General features: G+C 61.5%; 13 protein-coding genes. All 13 read right to left on the bottom strand.

The window, feature by feature from the left end; genetic code table 11:
- Positions 1-283 precede the first annotated feature (283 nt).
- Positions 284-721: a D-aminoacyl-tRNA deacylase gene (gene dtd, locus ACZ0AZ_RS10705; protein WP_463537351.1), complete on the bottom strand. Its 438-nt coding sequence runs from the start codon at positions 719-721 to the stop codon at positions 284-286.
- Positions 718-1,689, bottom strand: a complete 972-nt coding sequence (gene pip / locus ACZ0AZ_RS10700) for a prolyl aminopeptidase (RefSeq protein ID WP_056787286.1) — start codon at positions 1,687-1,689, stop codon at positions 718-720. Before pip ends, dtd begins: the two co-directional genes overlap by 4 nt.
- A gap of 239 nt (positions 1,690-1,928) precedes the next feature.
- On the bottom strand, positions 1,929-2,732 hold the full coding sequence (hutG, locus tag ACZ0AZ_RS10695; protein ID WP_129998283.1) for an N-formylglutamate deformylase: 804 nt from the start codon (positions 2,730-2,732) through the stop codon (positions 1,929-1,931).
- Between the two features lie 10 nt (positions 2,733-2,742).
- Positions 2,743-3,948, bottom strand: coding sequence for an imidazolonepropionase (hutI, locus tag ACZ0AZ_RS10690; RefSeq protein WP_129998284.1), 1,206 nt, complete (start codon positions 3,946-3,948; stop codon positions 2,743-2,745).
- A gap of 59 nt (positions 3,949-4,007) precedes the next feature.
- Positions 4,008-5,540: a histidine ammonia-lyase gene (gene hutH / locus ACZ0AZ_RS10685; protein WP_463537350.1), complete on the bottom strand. Its 1,533-nt coding sequence runs from the start codon at positions 5,538-5,540 to the stop codon at positions 4,008-4,010.
- A gap of 116 nt (positions 5,541-5,656) precedes the next feature.
- Entirely contained in the window at positions 5,657-7,180 is a 1,524-nt protein-coding gene (hutH, locus tag ACZ0AZ_RS10680; protein WP_463537349.1) for a histidine ammonia-lyase, read from the bottom strand.
- 184 nt (positions 7,181-7,364) lie between these two features.
- Entirely contained in the window at positions 7,365-8,195 is an 831-nt protein-coding gene (locus ACZ0AZ_RS10675) for a quaternary amine ABC transporter ATP-binding protein (RefSeq protein ID WP_052269055.1), read from the bottom strand.
- On the bottom strand, positions 8,192-9,043 hold the full coding sequence (locus ACZ0AZ_RS10670; protein ID WP_016772087.1) for an ABC transporter permease: 852 nt from the start codon (positions 9,041-9,043) through the stop codon (positions 8,192-8,194). The genes ACZ0AZ_RS10675 and ACZ0AZ_RS10670 overlap by 4 nt, the downstream gene beginning before the upstream one ends.
- A 69-nt stretch (positions 9,044-9,112) precedes the next feature.
- A complete protein-coding gene (locus ACZ0AZ_RS10665; RefSeq protein ID WP_463537348.1) occupies positions 9,113-10,081 on the bottom strand; it encodes an ABC transporter substrate-binding protein in 969 nt (322 codons plus the stop codon).
- A gap of 71 nt (positions 10,082-10,152) precedes the next feature.
- Positions 10,153-11,625: a purine-cytosine permease family protein gene (locus tag ACZ0AZ_RS10660; protein WP_129998287.1), complete on the bottom strand. Its 1,473-nt coding sequence runs from the start codon at positions 11,623-11,625 to the stop codon at positions 10,153-10,155.
- Positions 11,626-11,788: 163 nt separating this feature from the next.
- A complete protein-coding gene (gene hutU / locus ACZ0AZ_RS10655) occupies positions 11,789-13,480 on the bottom strand; it encodes a urocanate hydratase (protein ID WP_463537347.1) in 1,692 nt (563 codons plus the stop codon).
- A gap of 469 nt (positions 13,481-13,949) precedes the next feature.
- A complete protein-coding gene (locus ACZ0AZ_RS10650; RefSeq protein WP_463537346.1) occupies positions 13,950-14,522 on the bottom strand; it encodes a HutD/Ves family protein in 573 nt (190 codons plus the stop codon).
- Positions 14,519-15,229, bottom strand: a complete 711-nt coding sequence (hutC, locus tag ACZ0AZ_RS10645; RefSeq protein ID WP_162803449.1) for a histidine utilization repressor — start codon at positions 15,227-15,229, stop codon at positions 14,519-14,521. The genes ACZ0AZ_RS10650 and hutC overlap by 4 nt, the downstream gene beginning before the upstream one ends.
- Between the last annotated feature and the right edge of the window lie 15 nt (positions 15,230-15,244).

Below are 15,244 nucleotides of genomic sequence, written 5' to 3'. Positions count from 1 at the left end.
GCCAGATGAAGTGCCTTTAGGGTTTTCGGCAGTGAAAAACCGAACTTTCAGGGCACCCTTGCCAAGTTGGCGAGCAATGTTCCGACTCCGCCGGGGCAAAATGATTCCCCAATCGGATCCAGACAAGTCTCTACCTAAGTCAAAACGGATCAACGAATGTCGATCCCCGCAGCGCGCGATTATCTAGTAGCCCGGATGACAACGCATCAGGGGTAACAAAGTATTTATCGCGAAAACAGCCTAAAAACAGTCGAAATTTCCGAAAAAGGTGTTTGAGGCACTGTCAGGTCTGTAACAAAAAGGTCACCGGGCCATCGTTGACCAAGTGCACCTGCATATCGGCGCCGAATCTACCTGATGCCACAGTGCCATGCACCTGTTTCGCCTGGCTCAATAAATAGTCGAACAACTCAGCACCCAGCGCCGGCGGTGCAGCCGTGGAAAAGCTCGGACGCAGGCCGCTTCTGGTGTCGGCGGCGAGTGTGAACTGAGAGACCAGCAGCAACCCGCCACCCACATCCGCCAGGGACAGATTCATCTTGCCCTCGGCGTCACTGAATACCCGATAGTTAAGCAGCTTATGCAGAAGTTTGTCGGCGCTGGTACGCGTGTCGCCGGGTTCTACCGCCACCAGCACCAGCAAACCCTGATCGATCGCGCCGACTGTCTCGCCGGCGACCTCAACACGCGCACCACGTACGCGTTGTAACAGCGCCTTCATGCTTCTTCGAGCGGCAGGTCGAGCAGGCGCTGGGCCATTTTGCTCGCGGCGCGCACCAGCGCATCGGTGATGCCCGGTTCCGACGCAGCGTGGCCGGCGTCGCGGATCACCTGCAATTCACTGTTCGGCCAGGCCTGATGCAACTCCCAGGCATTGTCGAGCGGGCAGATCACATCGTAGCGACCATGAATGATCACACCGGGCAGGTGGGCGATCTTGCCCATGTCGCGGATCAACTGGTTGGGCTCAAGGAAGGCGTTGTTGGTGAAGTAGTGGCATTCGATCCGCGCGATCGACAACGCGCGCTGCGGCTCGGAGAAACGATCGACCACCAGTGGGTTCGGCCGCAGGGTCGCGGTGCGCCCTTCCCAGGTCGACCACGCTTTGGCTGCGTGCATCTGGGCGATCTGGTCGTTGCCGGTCAGACGTTTGTGGAAAGCGCTGAGCAGGTCGTCGCGCTCGTCCAGCGGAATCGGCGCGATGTAGTCCTGCCAGTAATCGGGGAACAGACGGCTGGCGCCGGCCTGATAGAACCATTCGATTTCCTGCGGGCGGCAGAGAAAGATCCCGCGCAGAATCAGACCGTGGACCCGCTCCGGGTGGGTTTGCGCGTAGGCCAGCGCCAGGGTCGAGCCCCACGAGCCGCCGAACAGCACCCATTTTTCAATGCCCAGATGCTTGCGGATGCGCTCGAGATCCTCGACCAGATCCCAGGTGGTGTTGTTTTCCAGGCTCGCATGCGGGGTGGAACGACCGCAGCCGCGCTGGTCGAAGGTGACAATGCGATACAGATTCGGATCGAAATAGCGCCGGCTCTGCGCATCGCAACCGGCGCCGGGGCCACCGTGGATGAATACCACCGGCAATCCCTCCGGCGAGCCGCTTTCATCGACGTACAGCGTATGGGTGTCATCGACAGCCAGATCGTGCCGGGCGTGGGGTTTGATCTGCGGAAACAAAGTCTGCATTGCGCGCTCCGTAAGGGGTCGAGGTCATCCCTGGGGGGACTCGTATTATTCTGCCGTTGGGCATCATAAACCCGATTTGCGTCAATGAGCATGCTCCGGGGCCTGATCGTTCCCACGCTCTGCGTGGGAACGCCTCTTGGGACGCTCCGCGTCCAGTGACGCGGAGCGTCACGGGCTGCATTCCCACGCAGAGCGTGGGAACGATCAAAGATCGCAGCCTTCGGCAGCTCAGGGGTGCATCAGGCGTTGTGGTGTTTTTCACCCCAAGCGAGCAGTCCCTGCAGCAATTCCCTGAGCACCCCCCGCGTTGGCTCGGCCAGGTCGGCGCGGTAGCGGAACGGTTCGAACTCTTCCATGTAGGTGGACTGGCACAGTTCCAATTGCACGGCGTGAATGTTCTGCGCCGGGGCGCCGTACTGGCGGGTGATGTGCCCGCCCTTGAAGCGACCGTTAAGCACATGGGTGAACTGCTCGTGCCCAGCGCAGATCGCTTCCAGTTGACTGGCCAATTGCGGATCACAACTGGCGCCATTGAAGGTGCCGAGGTTGAAGTCCGGCAACTTGCCGTCGAACAGGTGCGGGATGATCGAGCGGATCGAGTGCGCATCGAACAACAGCGCGTAGCCGAATTCGGCTTTAAGTCGCGCCAGCTCTTGCTGCAAGGTGCGATGGTACGGCGTCCAGATCTGCTCCAGGTAAGTCACGCGCTCCTCTTTCGAAGGTTCCAGACCCTCCTGAAACAACGGGATGCCGTCGAAAAGGGTGGCCGGATACAACCCGGTGGTCGCCCCGGCATACAACGGCTTGTCGTCGGACGGCCGGTTGAGGTCGATGACGAAACGCGAATACTCAGCCGCCAGGGTACTGGCGCCCAGTTCTTCGGCAAAATCGTAGAGCTGCGGAATATGCCAGTCGGTGTCCGGCAAACTCTTCGCCGCGGGGATCAACCCGGCTTCGACCGCCGGGGTCAGACGCACACCGGCGTGGGGCATGCTGATCAGCAACGGCACGCGGCCTTGTTTGAAATTCAGAACCTTGTCCACAACAGCTCTCCTACAGATTCGATTCAACGCCGTGACGCACGACGCGCTTGTGCAGATCGCCACCGAGCCAATAGGCCAGATCCGCCGGACGCTCGATGTCCCACGCCACGAAATCGGCGACCTTGCCAACCTCTAGCGAGCCATGGGTCTGCGCCATGCCCAACGCCTGCGCGGCATGGATGGTCGCTCCGGCCAGAGCTTCTTCCGGGGTCATGCGGAAACAGGTGCAGGCCATGTTCAGCATCAGACGCAACGACAGCGCTGGCGAGGTGCCGGGGTTGAGGTCGCTGGCGATGGCGATCTTCACCTTGTGCCTGCGCAGCGCGTCCATCGGCGGCAGCTGGGTTTCGCGCAGGAAGTAGAACGCGCCGGGCAGCAGCACGGCGACGGTATCGGCGGCGGCCATGGCGATCGCGTCGGCCTCGTCCATGAATTCCAGGTGATCGGCGGACAAGGCTTTGTAGCGCGCGGCGAGGCTGGAGCCGTGCAGCGAGGACAATTGCTCGGCGTGGAGTTTCACCGGCAGACCGAGTTGTTGCGCGGCGACGAACACCCGCTCGACCTGCTCCGGCGAAAACGCCAGGTATTCGCAGAACGCATCCACGGCATCGACCAGACCTTCGGCGGCAAGGGCCGGGAGCATCTGCTCGCAGACCAGATCGATGTAATCGTCGGCGCGATCCTTGTACTCCGGCGGCAACGCGTGCGCCGCCAGGCAAGTGCTGCGCACGCTGATCGGCAGCTCTTCGGCCAGGCGCCGGATGACCCGCAGCAGCTTGCGCTCGTTGGCCAGATCGAGACCGTAGCCGGATTTCATTTCCACCGTGGTCACGCCGTCGCGCATCAGGCTTTTCAGACGTTTGGCGGCGCTGGCGAACAACTCGTCCTCCGTGGCTTCACGGGTGGCGCGCACGGTGCTGGCGATGCCGCCGCCCTGCGCGGCGATCTCGGCATAGCTGACGCCTTGCAGACGTTTTTCGAACTCACCGCTGCGGTTGCCGCCGAACACGGTGTGGGTGTGGCAGTCGATCAGGCCGGGAGTGACCCACGCGCCCTGCAGGTCATTGACCGCGGGGTATTCGCCGGACGGCAATTGAGTGCGCGGGCCGATCCACTCGATCAGCGTGCCGGATGTCACGATCGCGGCATCCTCGATGATCGAATAGGCGCCGTTGGCCATGGTTGCGACGTGGCAGTGTTGCCAGAGGGTTTTCATCCCGGTTCCTCTTATAGTGATCGTTCCCACGCTCTGCGTGGGAACGATCAGTGGGTGGATTAGAGGCTCGGCAAAAGCTTCGCCGAAACCAGCTCGGTCAAACACCGCGACGCCAGCAATTCAGTCGCCGCATTGATGTCCGGGGCAAAGAACCGATCCTTCTCATAAAACGGCACTTCCCTGCGCAAAATCGCCCGCGCCTGTTCGAGCTTCGGCGAGGTCTTCAGACCGTTACGCAGATCCAGGCCCTGCACCGCCGCCAGCCATTCCACGGCGAGAATGCCGCGAGTGTTCTCGGCCATTTCCCACAGACGCTTGCCGGCGGCCGGGGCCATCGACACGTGATCTTCCTGGTTGGCCGAGGTCGGCAGGCTGTCCACCGAATGTGGATGGGACAACGCCTTGTTTTCACTGGCCAACGCCGCAGCGGTGACCTGAGCGATCATGAAACCGGAGTTCACCCCGCCATTGGCCACCAGGAACGGCGGCAGTTGCGACATGTGCTTGTCCATCATCAGCGAGATACGCCGCTCGCTCAGCGAGCCGATTTCGGCGATGGCCAGCGCCATGTTGTCAGCGGCCATGGCCACCGGTTCGGCGTGGAAGTTGCCGCCGGAAATCACGTCGCCTTCAGCGGCGAAGACCAGGGGGTTGTCGGAAACCGCGTTGGCTTCCACCGCCAGCACTTCAGCGGCCTGGCGGAACTGGGTCAGGCAAGCGCCCATGACTTGCGGCTGGCAACGCAGCGAGTACGGGTCCTGGACCTTGTCGCAGTTCTCGTGCGAGGCGGAGACTTCGCTGCGCTCACCGAGCAGATCGCGATAAGCCGCAGCGGCATCGATCTGCCCTTTCTGCCCACGTGCGGCGTGAATGCGCGCGTCGAACGGCGAGCGCGAACCGAGCACGGCTTCAACAGTAAGACTGCCCAGCGCCAGTGCACCGGCAAACAGATCCTCGCCTTCGAACAAACCGCGCAGCGCAAACGCTGTGGAAACCTGGGTACCGTTGAGCAGCGCCAGACCTTCTTTGGCCGCTAAAGTCAGCGGCGTCAGGCCGGCGACTTTCAGTGCTTCGGTGGCTTCAAGCCATTCACCCTTGTAACGCGCCTTGCCCTCGCCGAGCAGCACCAGCGACATGTGCGCCAACGGCGCCAGATCGCCGGATGCGCCGACCGAACCTTTCAGCGGAATGTGCGGATAGACCTCGGCATTGATCAGCGCGATCAGCGCATCGATCACCTGCCGACGAATCCCGGAAAAACCCCGGCTGAGGCTATTGACCTTGAGCACCATGATCAATCGCACAAGGTCATCGCTGATCGGCTGGCCAACGCCGGCAGCGTGCGAGAGCACCAGCGAACGCTGCAGGTTTTCCAGGTCTTCACTGGCGATGCGCGTCGAGGCGAGCAGGCCGAAACCGGTGTTGATGCCGTAGGCGGTGCGGTCCTCGGCGAGGATCTGCTCGACGCAGGCGACGCTGGCCTCGATCTGCGCGCTGGCGCTGTTGTCGAGGGTCAGTGTGACCGGGTTCTGGTAGACGTCACGCAGTTGGGCCAGGCTCAGTTGGCCGGGGATCAGGTTCAGCGCAGTCATTAAAATGCTCCTGTCAGGCATTGTTATTAACTACCAGTCGCTCCGGAGCATTCCGTTATCCGTCGCTTCACGTCTTGTGAACGATCCACGCCTTGGCACGCTGGTATGGGTAGTTGTCAGTGCAAGTCCGGTAGGACGTTGTGCGGCAGATTCGGGTGTTTCAATACGGTCGCAGCGGCAGCGATATCCGGCGCCAGCAAGCGATCCTGGTCGTAAGCCGGGACCGTTTCGCGCAGCAGTTTCCACGCGCGGTCAGTGCCCACGCCAAAGCGCTGTTCCTTGAGGAATTCAAACGCCTGCGCCGCCAGCAGATATTCAATCGCGAGGATCTGCGTGCAGTTTTCCAGCGCGCGGTGCAGCTTCAGCGCGGCGTTGGTGCCCATGCTCAGGTGGTCTTCCTGCAGGCCCGAGGTGATGTAGTTATCGAGCACCGCCGGTTGCGCCAATTGGCGGTTTTCCGCACACAGCGAGGCGGCGACGTATTGCACGATCATCATCCCCGAGTTGACCCCGGGATTGGCCACCAGAAACGCCGGCAAGCCGCTGACGTGCGGATTCACCAGACGATCGAGACGGCGCTCGGCGATCGAGCCGATTTCGGCCATGGCAATCGCCAGCAGATCGGCCGCCATCGCCACGGATTGACCGTGCGGGTTGGCCTGCGACATCACCCGGAAATTGTCCGGAGTGCCCAGCAGTAACGGGTTGTCGGTGCAGCCGTTGAGTTCGGCTTCCACCTGTTTGATCGCATGCTCCAGTTGATCACGGGCGGCGCCGTGGACCTGCGGGATCGAACGAATGCTCAGCGCATCCTGAGTGCGAATGCCTTTGCTCGCAGCGATCACTTCGCTGCCATCGAGCAAGGCGCGCAGATTGTTGCCGACCTGCTGCATGCCCGGATGCGGCTTGAGCGCAATGATCTCTGCATCGAACGCATCGATCTGGCCGCGCTGGGCTTCGAAACTCATCGCACCAATGACATCGGCCCATTGCAGCAGCCGCGTCGCATCGGCAATCGCCAGGCAACTGAGGCCGGTCATGCACGGCGTGCCGTTGACCAGACACAAGCCATCCTTCGCGCCGAGCTGCACGGGTTGCAGGCCCTCCTCGGCCAGCGCCTGTTGCGCCGGAATGATCCGCCCGCGATAGCTGACATTGCCAACGCCGAGCAGCGCGATGCCGACGTGCGCCATGTGCGTCAGGTAACCCACCGAACCCTGCGACGGCACCTGCGGGGTGATGCCGCGATTGAGCAGCGCCAGCAGCCCTTCGACCACACGCCGATGCAGGCCGGACTTGCCGTGGCTGTAGTTGTGGATCGCAGCGCAGATGATTGCGCGGGTCTGCTCGTCGCTGAGCACCGGGCCGACACCGCAGGCATGGCTGAGCAAGGTGTTGCGCGAGAGTTGGCTGAGCTGTTCGTCCTGCAGCGAGACGTTGGACAGACCGCCCAGACCGGTGTTGACGCCATAGGCGCGCTCGCCGCTGGCGACGATGCGCTGGACGATGGCCTGAGCGTTATCGATGCGCGCCCAGGTTTCGCTGGACAGTTCCAGTGGCGCACCGTGCCGGGCGACGGCGATCACGTCCTGCCAACGCAGAGGGCTGCCTGTGATAACGATTTTTTCAGCCTGGGACATCTCTAACCTCATACCAATTCTGTTGATGCCGGTAACCCTGTGGCGAGGGGATTTATCCCCGTTGGGTGGCGAAGCCGCCCCAAACCATGCCCGCAAATCCGTCAGACAGACCGCAGTGGCCGGTTTTACGACTGCTTCGCAGCCGAACGGGGATAAATCCCCTCACCACAACGGCCACTCAGCGTCACACCACCGCCGCCCGCCGCTGCACGAACCGGTCGACATACTCATCGGCCGGTGAATGCAGGATCTCTCTCGGCGTGCCCACCTGGATCAACCGGCCATCCTTGAGAATCGCGATGCGATTGCCGATGCGCACGGCTTCGTCGAGGTCGTGGGTGATGAAGACGATGGTCTTGTGCAGGGTCTTTTGCAGTTCGAGCAACTGGTCCTGCATCTCGGCGCGGATCAGCGGGTCCAGCGCACTGAACGCTTCGTCCATCAGAATGATGTCGGTGTCCGCCGCCAAGGCGCGGGCGAGGCCGACGCGCTGACGCATGCCGCCGGAGAGCTGGTGCGGGTATTTGTTTTCATAGCCTTTGAGACCGACGGTGTTGATCCAGTGCAGCGCGCGTTCGGCGCAGATCTGCTTGCTCTCGCCGCGCACTTTCAGACCGTAGGCGACGTTATCGAGCACGCTCTTGTGCGGCAGCAGGCCGAAGCTCTGGAACACCATGCTGATCTTGTGCCGGCGAAATTCGCGCAGGGCGTCCATGTCGTACTGCAGGATGTCCTCGCCATCGACCAGAATCGCCCCGCTGGTGGGGTCGATCAGGCGATTGAAGTGGCGCACCAGGGTGGATTTGCCGGAACCGGACAGGCCCATGATCACGAAGATTTCGCCAGTGCCGATGCTCAGCGACAAGTCATTCACGCCGACCACGCAACCGGTTTCGTTGAGCACCTGATCCTTGCTCTTGCCCTGGCCGACCATGGCCAGCGCATCCTTGGCGCGGTTGCCGAAAATCTTGAAGACGTTGCGCACTTCGATCTTGCTCACGCTTGCATTGCTCATTTGCTCACCTCATGGCGTGGCCGACCGTACGCTTGAGTGATGCGGTCGATGACCACCGCGAGAATCACGATCGCCAGCCCGGCTTCGAGACCACGGCCGACGTTGAGGGTCTGGATCCCCACCAGTACGTCTTCACCGAGGCCACGGGCGCCGATCATCGAAGCGATCACCACCATCGAAAGGGCCATCATCGTGGTCTGGTTGATCCCGGCCATGATGCTCGGCAGCGCCAGCGGCAGTTGCACGCCGAACAGTTGCTGCCAGCGGTTGGCGCCGAAGGCGTTGATCGCTTCCATCACTTCACCGTCAACCTGGCGAATGCCCAGATCGGTCAGGCGAATCAGCGGTGGCGCGGCGTAGATCACCGTGGCGAAAATCGCCGGCACCTTGCCCAGGCCAAAGAGCATCAGCACCGGAATCAGATAAACGAAACTCGGCATCGTCTGCATGATATCGAGCAGCGGCATCAGCACCGAACGCAGGCGGTTGCTGCGCGCCGAGAGGATCCCCAGCGGAATGCCGATCAGCACCGAAATGATCGTCGCGACCATCATCAGCGCCAGGGTCTGCATGAGCTTGTCCCAGAGGCCAACCGCACCCACCAGAAACAGCAAGCCGACAATCACGGCGGTGGTGACGACTTTGCGCGTGGCGTGCCAGGCGATGACACCGACGATTGCCAGCATCAACCACCACGGCGCCGCACGCAGCAAACCTTCGAGACTGACGATGGCCCACAGCAGCGTGTCGGAGATATGGCGGAACACATCGCCGTAATTGGTCACCAGCGAATCGACCCAACCGTTGACCCAGTCGGCGATGGAAAAGGTAAAGCTTTCGGGAAACATAAGGGACTCTCAATCAAGGGGTTGCGATCAAGCGTCCGGCTGCCGTGCTGGCAGCCGGGCAAACCTGACCTACAAGGCCGCGTCGATTTTCTTGGCTGCGTCGTCGCTCACCCATGCGTGCCAAACTTCAGGATGTTCCTTGAGGAAGATTTTCGCCAGTTTTGCCGACTCGATCCGCTCCTTGGCCATGCGCCCGAGGTTCTGATTGAGCAGGTCGATCGGCAGGTTGACCTTTTCCAGCACGGCGACCAGTTCCGGGGCTTCGTCGTGGAAGGTTGTTGACAGGCCGACCTTGATGCTGATGGTCTTGTTGCCCTGCGCCTGGTCTTCAAGCCTGACCGCATCGATCTGGCCCATCAGCGGCGTCGGCGACCAGTAGTAGAAGAGGATCGGCTCGCCACGCTTGTAGCTCGACAGCACCGCTGCATCCAGCGCAGGGCCAGTGCCCGGGCGGAAGTTGGTGTAGCTGTTTTCGAGGCCGTAGCGCTTGAGCATTTCGCTGTTGTCGAGCTCGCAGGTCCAGCCGGCCGGGCAGTTGTAGAAGCGGCCCTTGGACGGCTCTTCGGCGTCCTTGAACACAGCGGAGTATTTGCCCAGGTCAGCGATGTTCTTCAGGTCCGGGGCTTTCGCCTCAAGCTTGCGCTTGGCGTCGCCTTCGATCACATATCGCGGCACGTACCAGCCCTCGACCGCACCCACCACCGGCGCGCCGACACCGACGACCTTGCCGGCCTTCTCGGCCTTGTTCCAGACCTCGCTGCGGCCGACCCACTCTTCGGCGAACACTTGAATATCGTTGCTGCTCAGGGCGTTTTCCATGGTGATGGAATTGCCCGGCAGGCTGTCGGTCTTGCAGCCGTAACCTTTCTCCAGCACCACTTGCAGCACGTCGGTCAGGAGCATGCCGCTTTCCCAGTTCAGGCCGGCGAATTTCACTGGTTTGCCCGATTCGCACCAGCCGGCGGCTTGGGTCGCACCGGCACTGGCCAACAGGCCCATGGACAGCAATGTGGTCAGCAGGGTCTTGTTCGATTTCATTGTCGTGACGCTCCTAATCATGAATGGGCTTACGGCAGTTCAAGAGGCATCCAGCCTGGTCCACGTCCAGATCAGGCCTGCGCCGCAGCGCGACCGGTCCCGCTGTTTTTTGCTTGTGGGGTGCTGTTCTGCTCGACCGGCAGAATCAGGCGATCGGGCACTGCGCTGTGCCATTTCTTTGCGCAGAAGTAATAGACGGCGGCCGGCAGCACCAGGCCGATGATCCAGGAAATATCCACATCACCGAGGGCCGCCACCAGCGGGCCGGTATAGAACTTGGTCGAGATGAACGGCAACTGCACCAGCACGCCGAACACGTAGACGCTGATACCGAGCAGGTTCCACCGGCCGTAGCGGCCGTTCGGATCGGCCAGCGCCGGCACGTCGTAGCGCTCGCGGGTGATGCAGTAGTAGTCGACCAGATTGATCGCGCTCCACGGTGTGAAGAAGGCGAGCAGAAACAGGATGAACGACTTGAACGCACCGAGGAACGAGTGCTGCCCGAGCAAGGCGATCAAGGTTGCCGCGCCGACGATGAACAGCACGAACACCAGCCGCTGCATACGGGAAACCGTCAGGTGCCCTTTGAAGCCACTGATAATGGTGGCGATGCACATGAAGCTGCCGTAGGAGTTCAGCGTCGAAATGGTCACTTTGCCGAACGCGATGCTGAAATACAGTAGCGCGGCGGTGGCGCCGGTACCGCCGAGGCCGACGATGTAGGCGACCTCATGACCGGCAAATTGACCGTTGGCCGAAGCGGCGGCAAATACGCCGAGGATCATCGCCACCTGCGCGCCAATCACCGAACCTGCACCAGCGGCGAAGAAGGTTTTCACCGACGAAGTGGCGCTCGGCAGGTAGCGTGAATAGTCCGCCACATACGGGCCGAAAGCGATCTGCCACGACGCCGCCAACGACACCGCCAGCAGAAAGCTGCTCCAGCTGAAATGACGAATCTGCAGAAGTGCACCAACGTCGGTCTGGCTCATCAGCCGCCAGAACAGGAACACGAAAGCGATCACGCCAATCACGCTGGCGACGCGGCCGATCCAGTGGATCACCCGATAGCCGAGCACTGTCACCAGCACGATGACACTGGCGAAAATCAGGATGCCAACACTGTCGCTGACACCAAACAACTGCCCCAGCGCTTGCCCGGACAGCACCGTACCGGTGGCGGTGAAACCCAGGTACATCAGGCACACCAGCACGATCGGAATCGCCGCGCCATAAACGCCGAATTGCACACGGCTGGAGATCATCTGCGGCAAGCCCAGTTTCGGCCCTTGCGCGGCATGCAGCGCCATCACGCCACCGCCGAGCAGTTGGCCGATCAGCAGACCGATCAACGACCAGAACACATCACCGCCAAGCACCACGGCCAGGGCCCCGGTGACGATCGCAGTGATCTGCAGGTTGGCGCCCATCCACAGGGTGAACTGGCTGAACAGACGACCGTGTCTTTCCGCTTCCGGGATGTAGTCGATCGAACGCCTTTCGATCAACGGGGTAGTGCCTGCACGTTCGTTGTTAACCGCCATGATTCAACCTCTGTGGATTGCTATTCGGGTTCACTGAGCATCGGTGGAGCTGCTTTTCTGTGGGAGCGAGCTTGCTCGCGAAAGCAATCTGTCTGCCGACACGAATGTTGACTGTGCCGGCCTCTTCGCGAGCAAGCTCGCTCCCACATGAAGCAAAAGCGTATTACTTGCCGCCGGTGATCATCGGCAGGTTCAGCCCTTGCTCTTTGGCGCAGTCGATGGCGATCGGGTAACCGGCATCGGCGTGACGCATGACCCCAGTCGCCGGGTCGTTATGCAGCACACGAGCAATGCGCTCGGCGGCCTCATCGGTACCATCGCAGACGATCACCATCCCCGAATGCTGCGAGAAGCCCATGCCGACGCCGCCGCCGTGGTGCAAGGACACCCAGGTCGCGCCGCTCGCGGTATTCAGCAAAGCATTGAGCAATGGCCAGTCGGAGACGGCGTCGGAACCGTCCTGCATGGACTCGGTTTCGCGGTTGGGACTGGCCACCGAGCCGGAGTCGAGGTGGTCGCGACCGATTACTACCGGGGCCGACAACTCACCGCTACGGACCATTTCGTTGAAGGCCAGACCGAGCTTGGCGCGCTGGCCCAGACCGACCCAGCAGATTCGCGCCGGCAGGCCCTGGAAGCTGATGCGCTCGCGGGCCATGTCCAGCCAGTTGTGCAGGTGCGCGTCGTCGGGGATCAGCTCTTTGACCTTGGCGTCGGTTTTGTAGATGTCCTGCGGATCACCCGACAGCGCCGCCCAACGGAACGGGCCGATGCCACGGCAGAACAGCGGACGAATGTAAGCCGGCACGAAGCCTGGGAAATCAAAGGCGTTTTCGACGCCTTCTTCCTGAGCCATCTGACGGATGTTGTTGCCGTAGTCGAAGGTCGGGATGCCCTGCTTCTGGAACTCCAGCATGGCTTTCACATGCACCGCCATCGACTGCTTGGCGGCTTTGATCACAGCGGCCGGTTCGGTCTTGGCGCGGGCGCGGTATTCGTCCCAGCTCCAGCCGGCCGGCAGGTAACCGTTGAGCGGGTCGTGGGCGCTGGTCTGGTCGGTGACCATGTCCGGACGCACGCCGCGTTTGACCAGCTCCGGGAGAATTTCTGCCGCGTTGCCGAGCAGCGCGATGGAGATTGCCTTGCCTTCTTTGGTGTATTTGTCGATGCGCGCCAGAGCGTCGTCGAGGTCTTTGGCTTGCTCATCGACGTAACGGCTTTTCAGGCGGAAATCGATGCTGACCTGTTGGCACTCGATGTTCAGCGAGCAGGCGCCGGCCAGAGTGGCGGCCAGCGGTTGTGCGCCGCCCATGCCACCGAGGCCTGCGGTGAGCACCCAGCGGCCCTTGAGGTCAGCGTTGTAATGCTGGCGCCCGGCTTCAACGAAGGTTTCGTAGGTGCCCTGAACGATGCCCTGGCTGCCAATGTAGATCCAGCTGCCAGCGGTCATCTGGCCGTACATGGCCAGGCCTTTGGCGTCGAGTTCGTTGAAGTGTTCCCAGCTCGCCCAGTGCGGCACCAGGTTGGAATTGGCGATCAGAACGCGCGGTGCGTTGGCGTGGGTCTTGAACACGCCGACCGGTTTACCTGATTGCACCAGCAGGGTTTCGTCGTCGTTCAGGTTGGTCAGGCTCTCGACGATCTTGTCGTAGCATTCCCAGTTGCGCGCGGCGCGACCGATGCCACCGTAGACCACCAGCTCTTTCGGGTTCTCGGCGACTTCCGGGTCGAGGTTGTTCATCAACATGCGCAGCGGTGCTTCGGTCAGCCAGCTCTTGGCGGTCAGCGTGTTACCGCGTGCGGCGCGAATCTGCACGTCACGAAACTTGTTGCTGTTCTGGGTATTGTCAGTCACGAAAAAGACTCCTCAGCGATCAATTCAAACCAACCCTGGCAGTGGGCAGCAGCCTGCGCGCTGTGCTGCGCGACAAGCGAATCAGTGGACGCTGCGGAGAGTCTCGGACGACTCATACGCATACGTCTTTACTTGTACATACAAGCATATGCAATCAAGCGGCCAACTTGTGGGAGGAGCGTTCAGGAAAAATCGCGAGCTAGGCTGGAGAGCGCCTGAATCGAGGGTTCTGGCGTGGATGAAATTTTCCGGGAGGGGATTCCGAGGAGATACGGCTGGGCCAAGTGAGCGTGGTTTTGCGCCACGCTGGGGCGTTCGGTAACAAGTTGGTGCGTGGAGGGAAACAAGAGTGGGGATGGCTTGTGGCGAGGGGATTTATCCCCGATGGGCTGCGCAGCAGACCGCTTTTTTTAACCAGGAATGGGGCCGCTTCGCGACCCAGCGGGGATAAATCCCCTCGCCACAGGGGTCAGCTTTGGAGAAGTTCGACTATGCAGCAAGCGCCATGGGTGGAGACTTCGACCAGCCCACTGTTACCGTCCAGTTGCAGACAATCATGCCGACCGAGCTGCGAAACGCCGTCGCCAACACGCACGTCCATCCGCTCACTGACACTGAACACCAGCACCGTCGATGCCGAGCTGAAAAACCGCTGCTCACCCTCCAGCCATTGCAACCGCGCGCTGTAACGTTGCGGCGCATAGATCAGATTGAAATCGCGAATTGCACCGCCGAGCAACGTGCAGGACACCTGACTTTCGCCGCTGAAGGCAAACGGGTCGAGCGGTAACAGTGGGCGGGTATCGTCACCGTCGACACACAGAGTCATGCCGTCGCCCTGCAACACGGTGATGACTCGCTGGTAACCGGCGAATGTCGAGAAACCGCCCGATTCAGCGATGTCGGCAATCGACAGGCGCCAGCCGAAACCGTCCAGGCCAGTGCCGGCATCACGAGTGATTTCCTCGGTGCTGCCGCCGCCGTTTTTCCACGGCATGCGCGGGTAACCTTCAGCGCGTAAAACCTTCACTTGATGATTCATTTATGAAAGCGCCCTTCCAGACGATGACGCGAACCCGGGTGGATCAAACGCGCCGCCGTCACCGGTTGACGCCCCGACCACGTGCGGCGACGAATCAGCAGGCACGGCTCGCCTTTCTCGATCTGCAGCAACTTGCATTCCGACGGTTCGGCCAGAATCGCTTCGACCACGTGCTCACCCTCGGTCAGCGGCGCGACCTGATTGAGGTAGGCGTAAGGTGTTTGCAGGGTGAAGTCCTGCTTGAGGTATTCCGGCGCGACCAGGGCGTTGACGAAACGGTCTTCGATTTGCACCGGAATGTCGTTTTCGTAATGCACGATCAGCGAGTGGAAGACTTTCTGGCCTTCGCGCATGTCCAGCGCCAGCGCGCGTTCGGAACCGGCGGCCTCTTCTTCAAGGGTGATGACCTGGCAGGTGTGGCGATGGCCGCGCGAGGCGATTTCATCGGCGATGTTGTGCACTTCGAACAGCGCAGACTGGCTCTTCGGCTCGGCGACAAACGTGCCCACGCCTTGCATGCGCACCAGCAAGCCGTCGGCGGTCATCTCGCGCAGGGCGCGGTTGATGGTCATGCGGCTGAAGCCGAGCTGGCTGACCAGTTCGCTTTCGGACGGCACGCGGTAGTGCGGCGGCCAGTTACCGCTGTCGATCTGCTGGGTGATCATCTGTTTGACGCGGGCGTACAAAGGCGCCGGACTGTCGCCCATGTTCGCGGCCAACGG

This window comes from Pseudomonas sp. AC239, from assembly GCF_979258545.1.
This window is presented reverse-complemented; position numbering and strand designations above follow the sequence as displayed.

Excerpts from the sequence above, each read along its gene's own strand:
- hutH (WP_463537349.1), bottom strand. The coding sequence starts at position 7,180 with ATGTCCCAGGCTGAAAAAATCGTTATCACAGGCAGCCCTCTGCGTTGG.
- hutH (WP_463537350.1), bottom strand. The coding sequence starts at position 5,540 with ATGACTGCGCTGAACCTGATCCCCGGCCAACTGAGCCTGGCCCAACTG.
- dtd (WP_463537351.1), bottom strand. The coding sequence starts at position 721 with ATGAAGGCGCTGTTACAACGCGTACGTGGTGCGCGTGTTGAGGTCGCC.
- hutC (WP_162803449.1), bottom strand. The coding sequence starts at position 15,229 with ATGGGCGACAGTCCGGCGCCTTTGTACGCCCGCGTCAAACAGATGATC.
- hutI (WP_129998284.1), bottom strand. The coding sequence starts at position 3,948 with ATGAAAACCCTCTGGCAACACTGCCACGTCGCAACCATGGCCAACGGC.
- ACZ0AZ_RS10675 (WP_052269055.1), bottom strand. The coding sequence starts at position 8,195 with ATGAGCAATGCAAGCGTGAGCAAGATCGAAGTGCGCAACGTCTTCAAG.
- ACZ0AZ_RS10660 (WP_129998287.1), bottom strand. The coding sequence starts at position 11,625 with ATGGCGGTTAACAACGAACGTGCAGGCACTACCCCGTTGATCGAAAGG.
- pip (WP_056787286.1), bottom strand. The coding sequence starts at position 1,689 with ATGCAGACTTTGTTTCCGCAGATCAAACCCCACGCCCGGCACGATCTG.
- ACZ0AZ_RS10650 (WP_463537346.1), bottom strand. The coding sequence starts at position 14,522 with ATGAATCATCAAGTGAAGGTTTTACGCGCTGAAGGTTACCCGCGCATG.
- ACZ0AZ_RS10670 (WP_016772087.1), bottom strand. The coding sequence starts at position 9,043 with ATGTTTCCCGAAAGCTTTACCTTTTCCATCGCCGACTGGGTCAACGGT.
- ACZ0AZ_RS10665 (WP_463537348.1), bottom strand. The coding sequence starts at position 10,081 with ATGAAATCGAACAAGACCCTGCTGACCACATTGCTGTCCATGGGCCTG.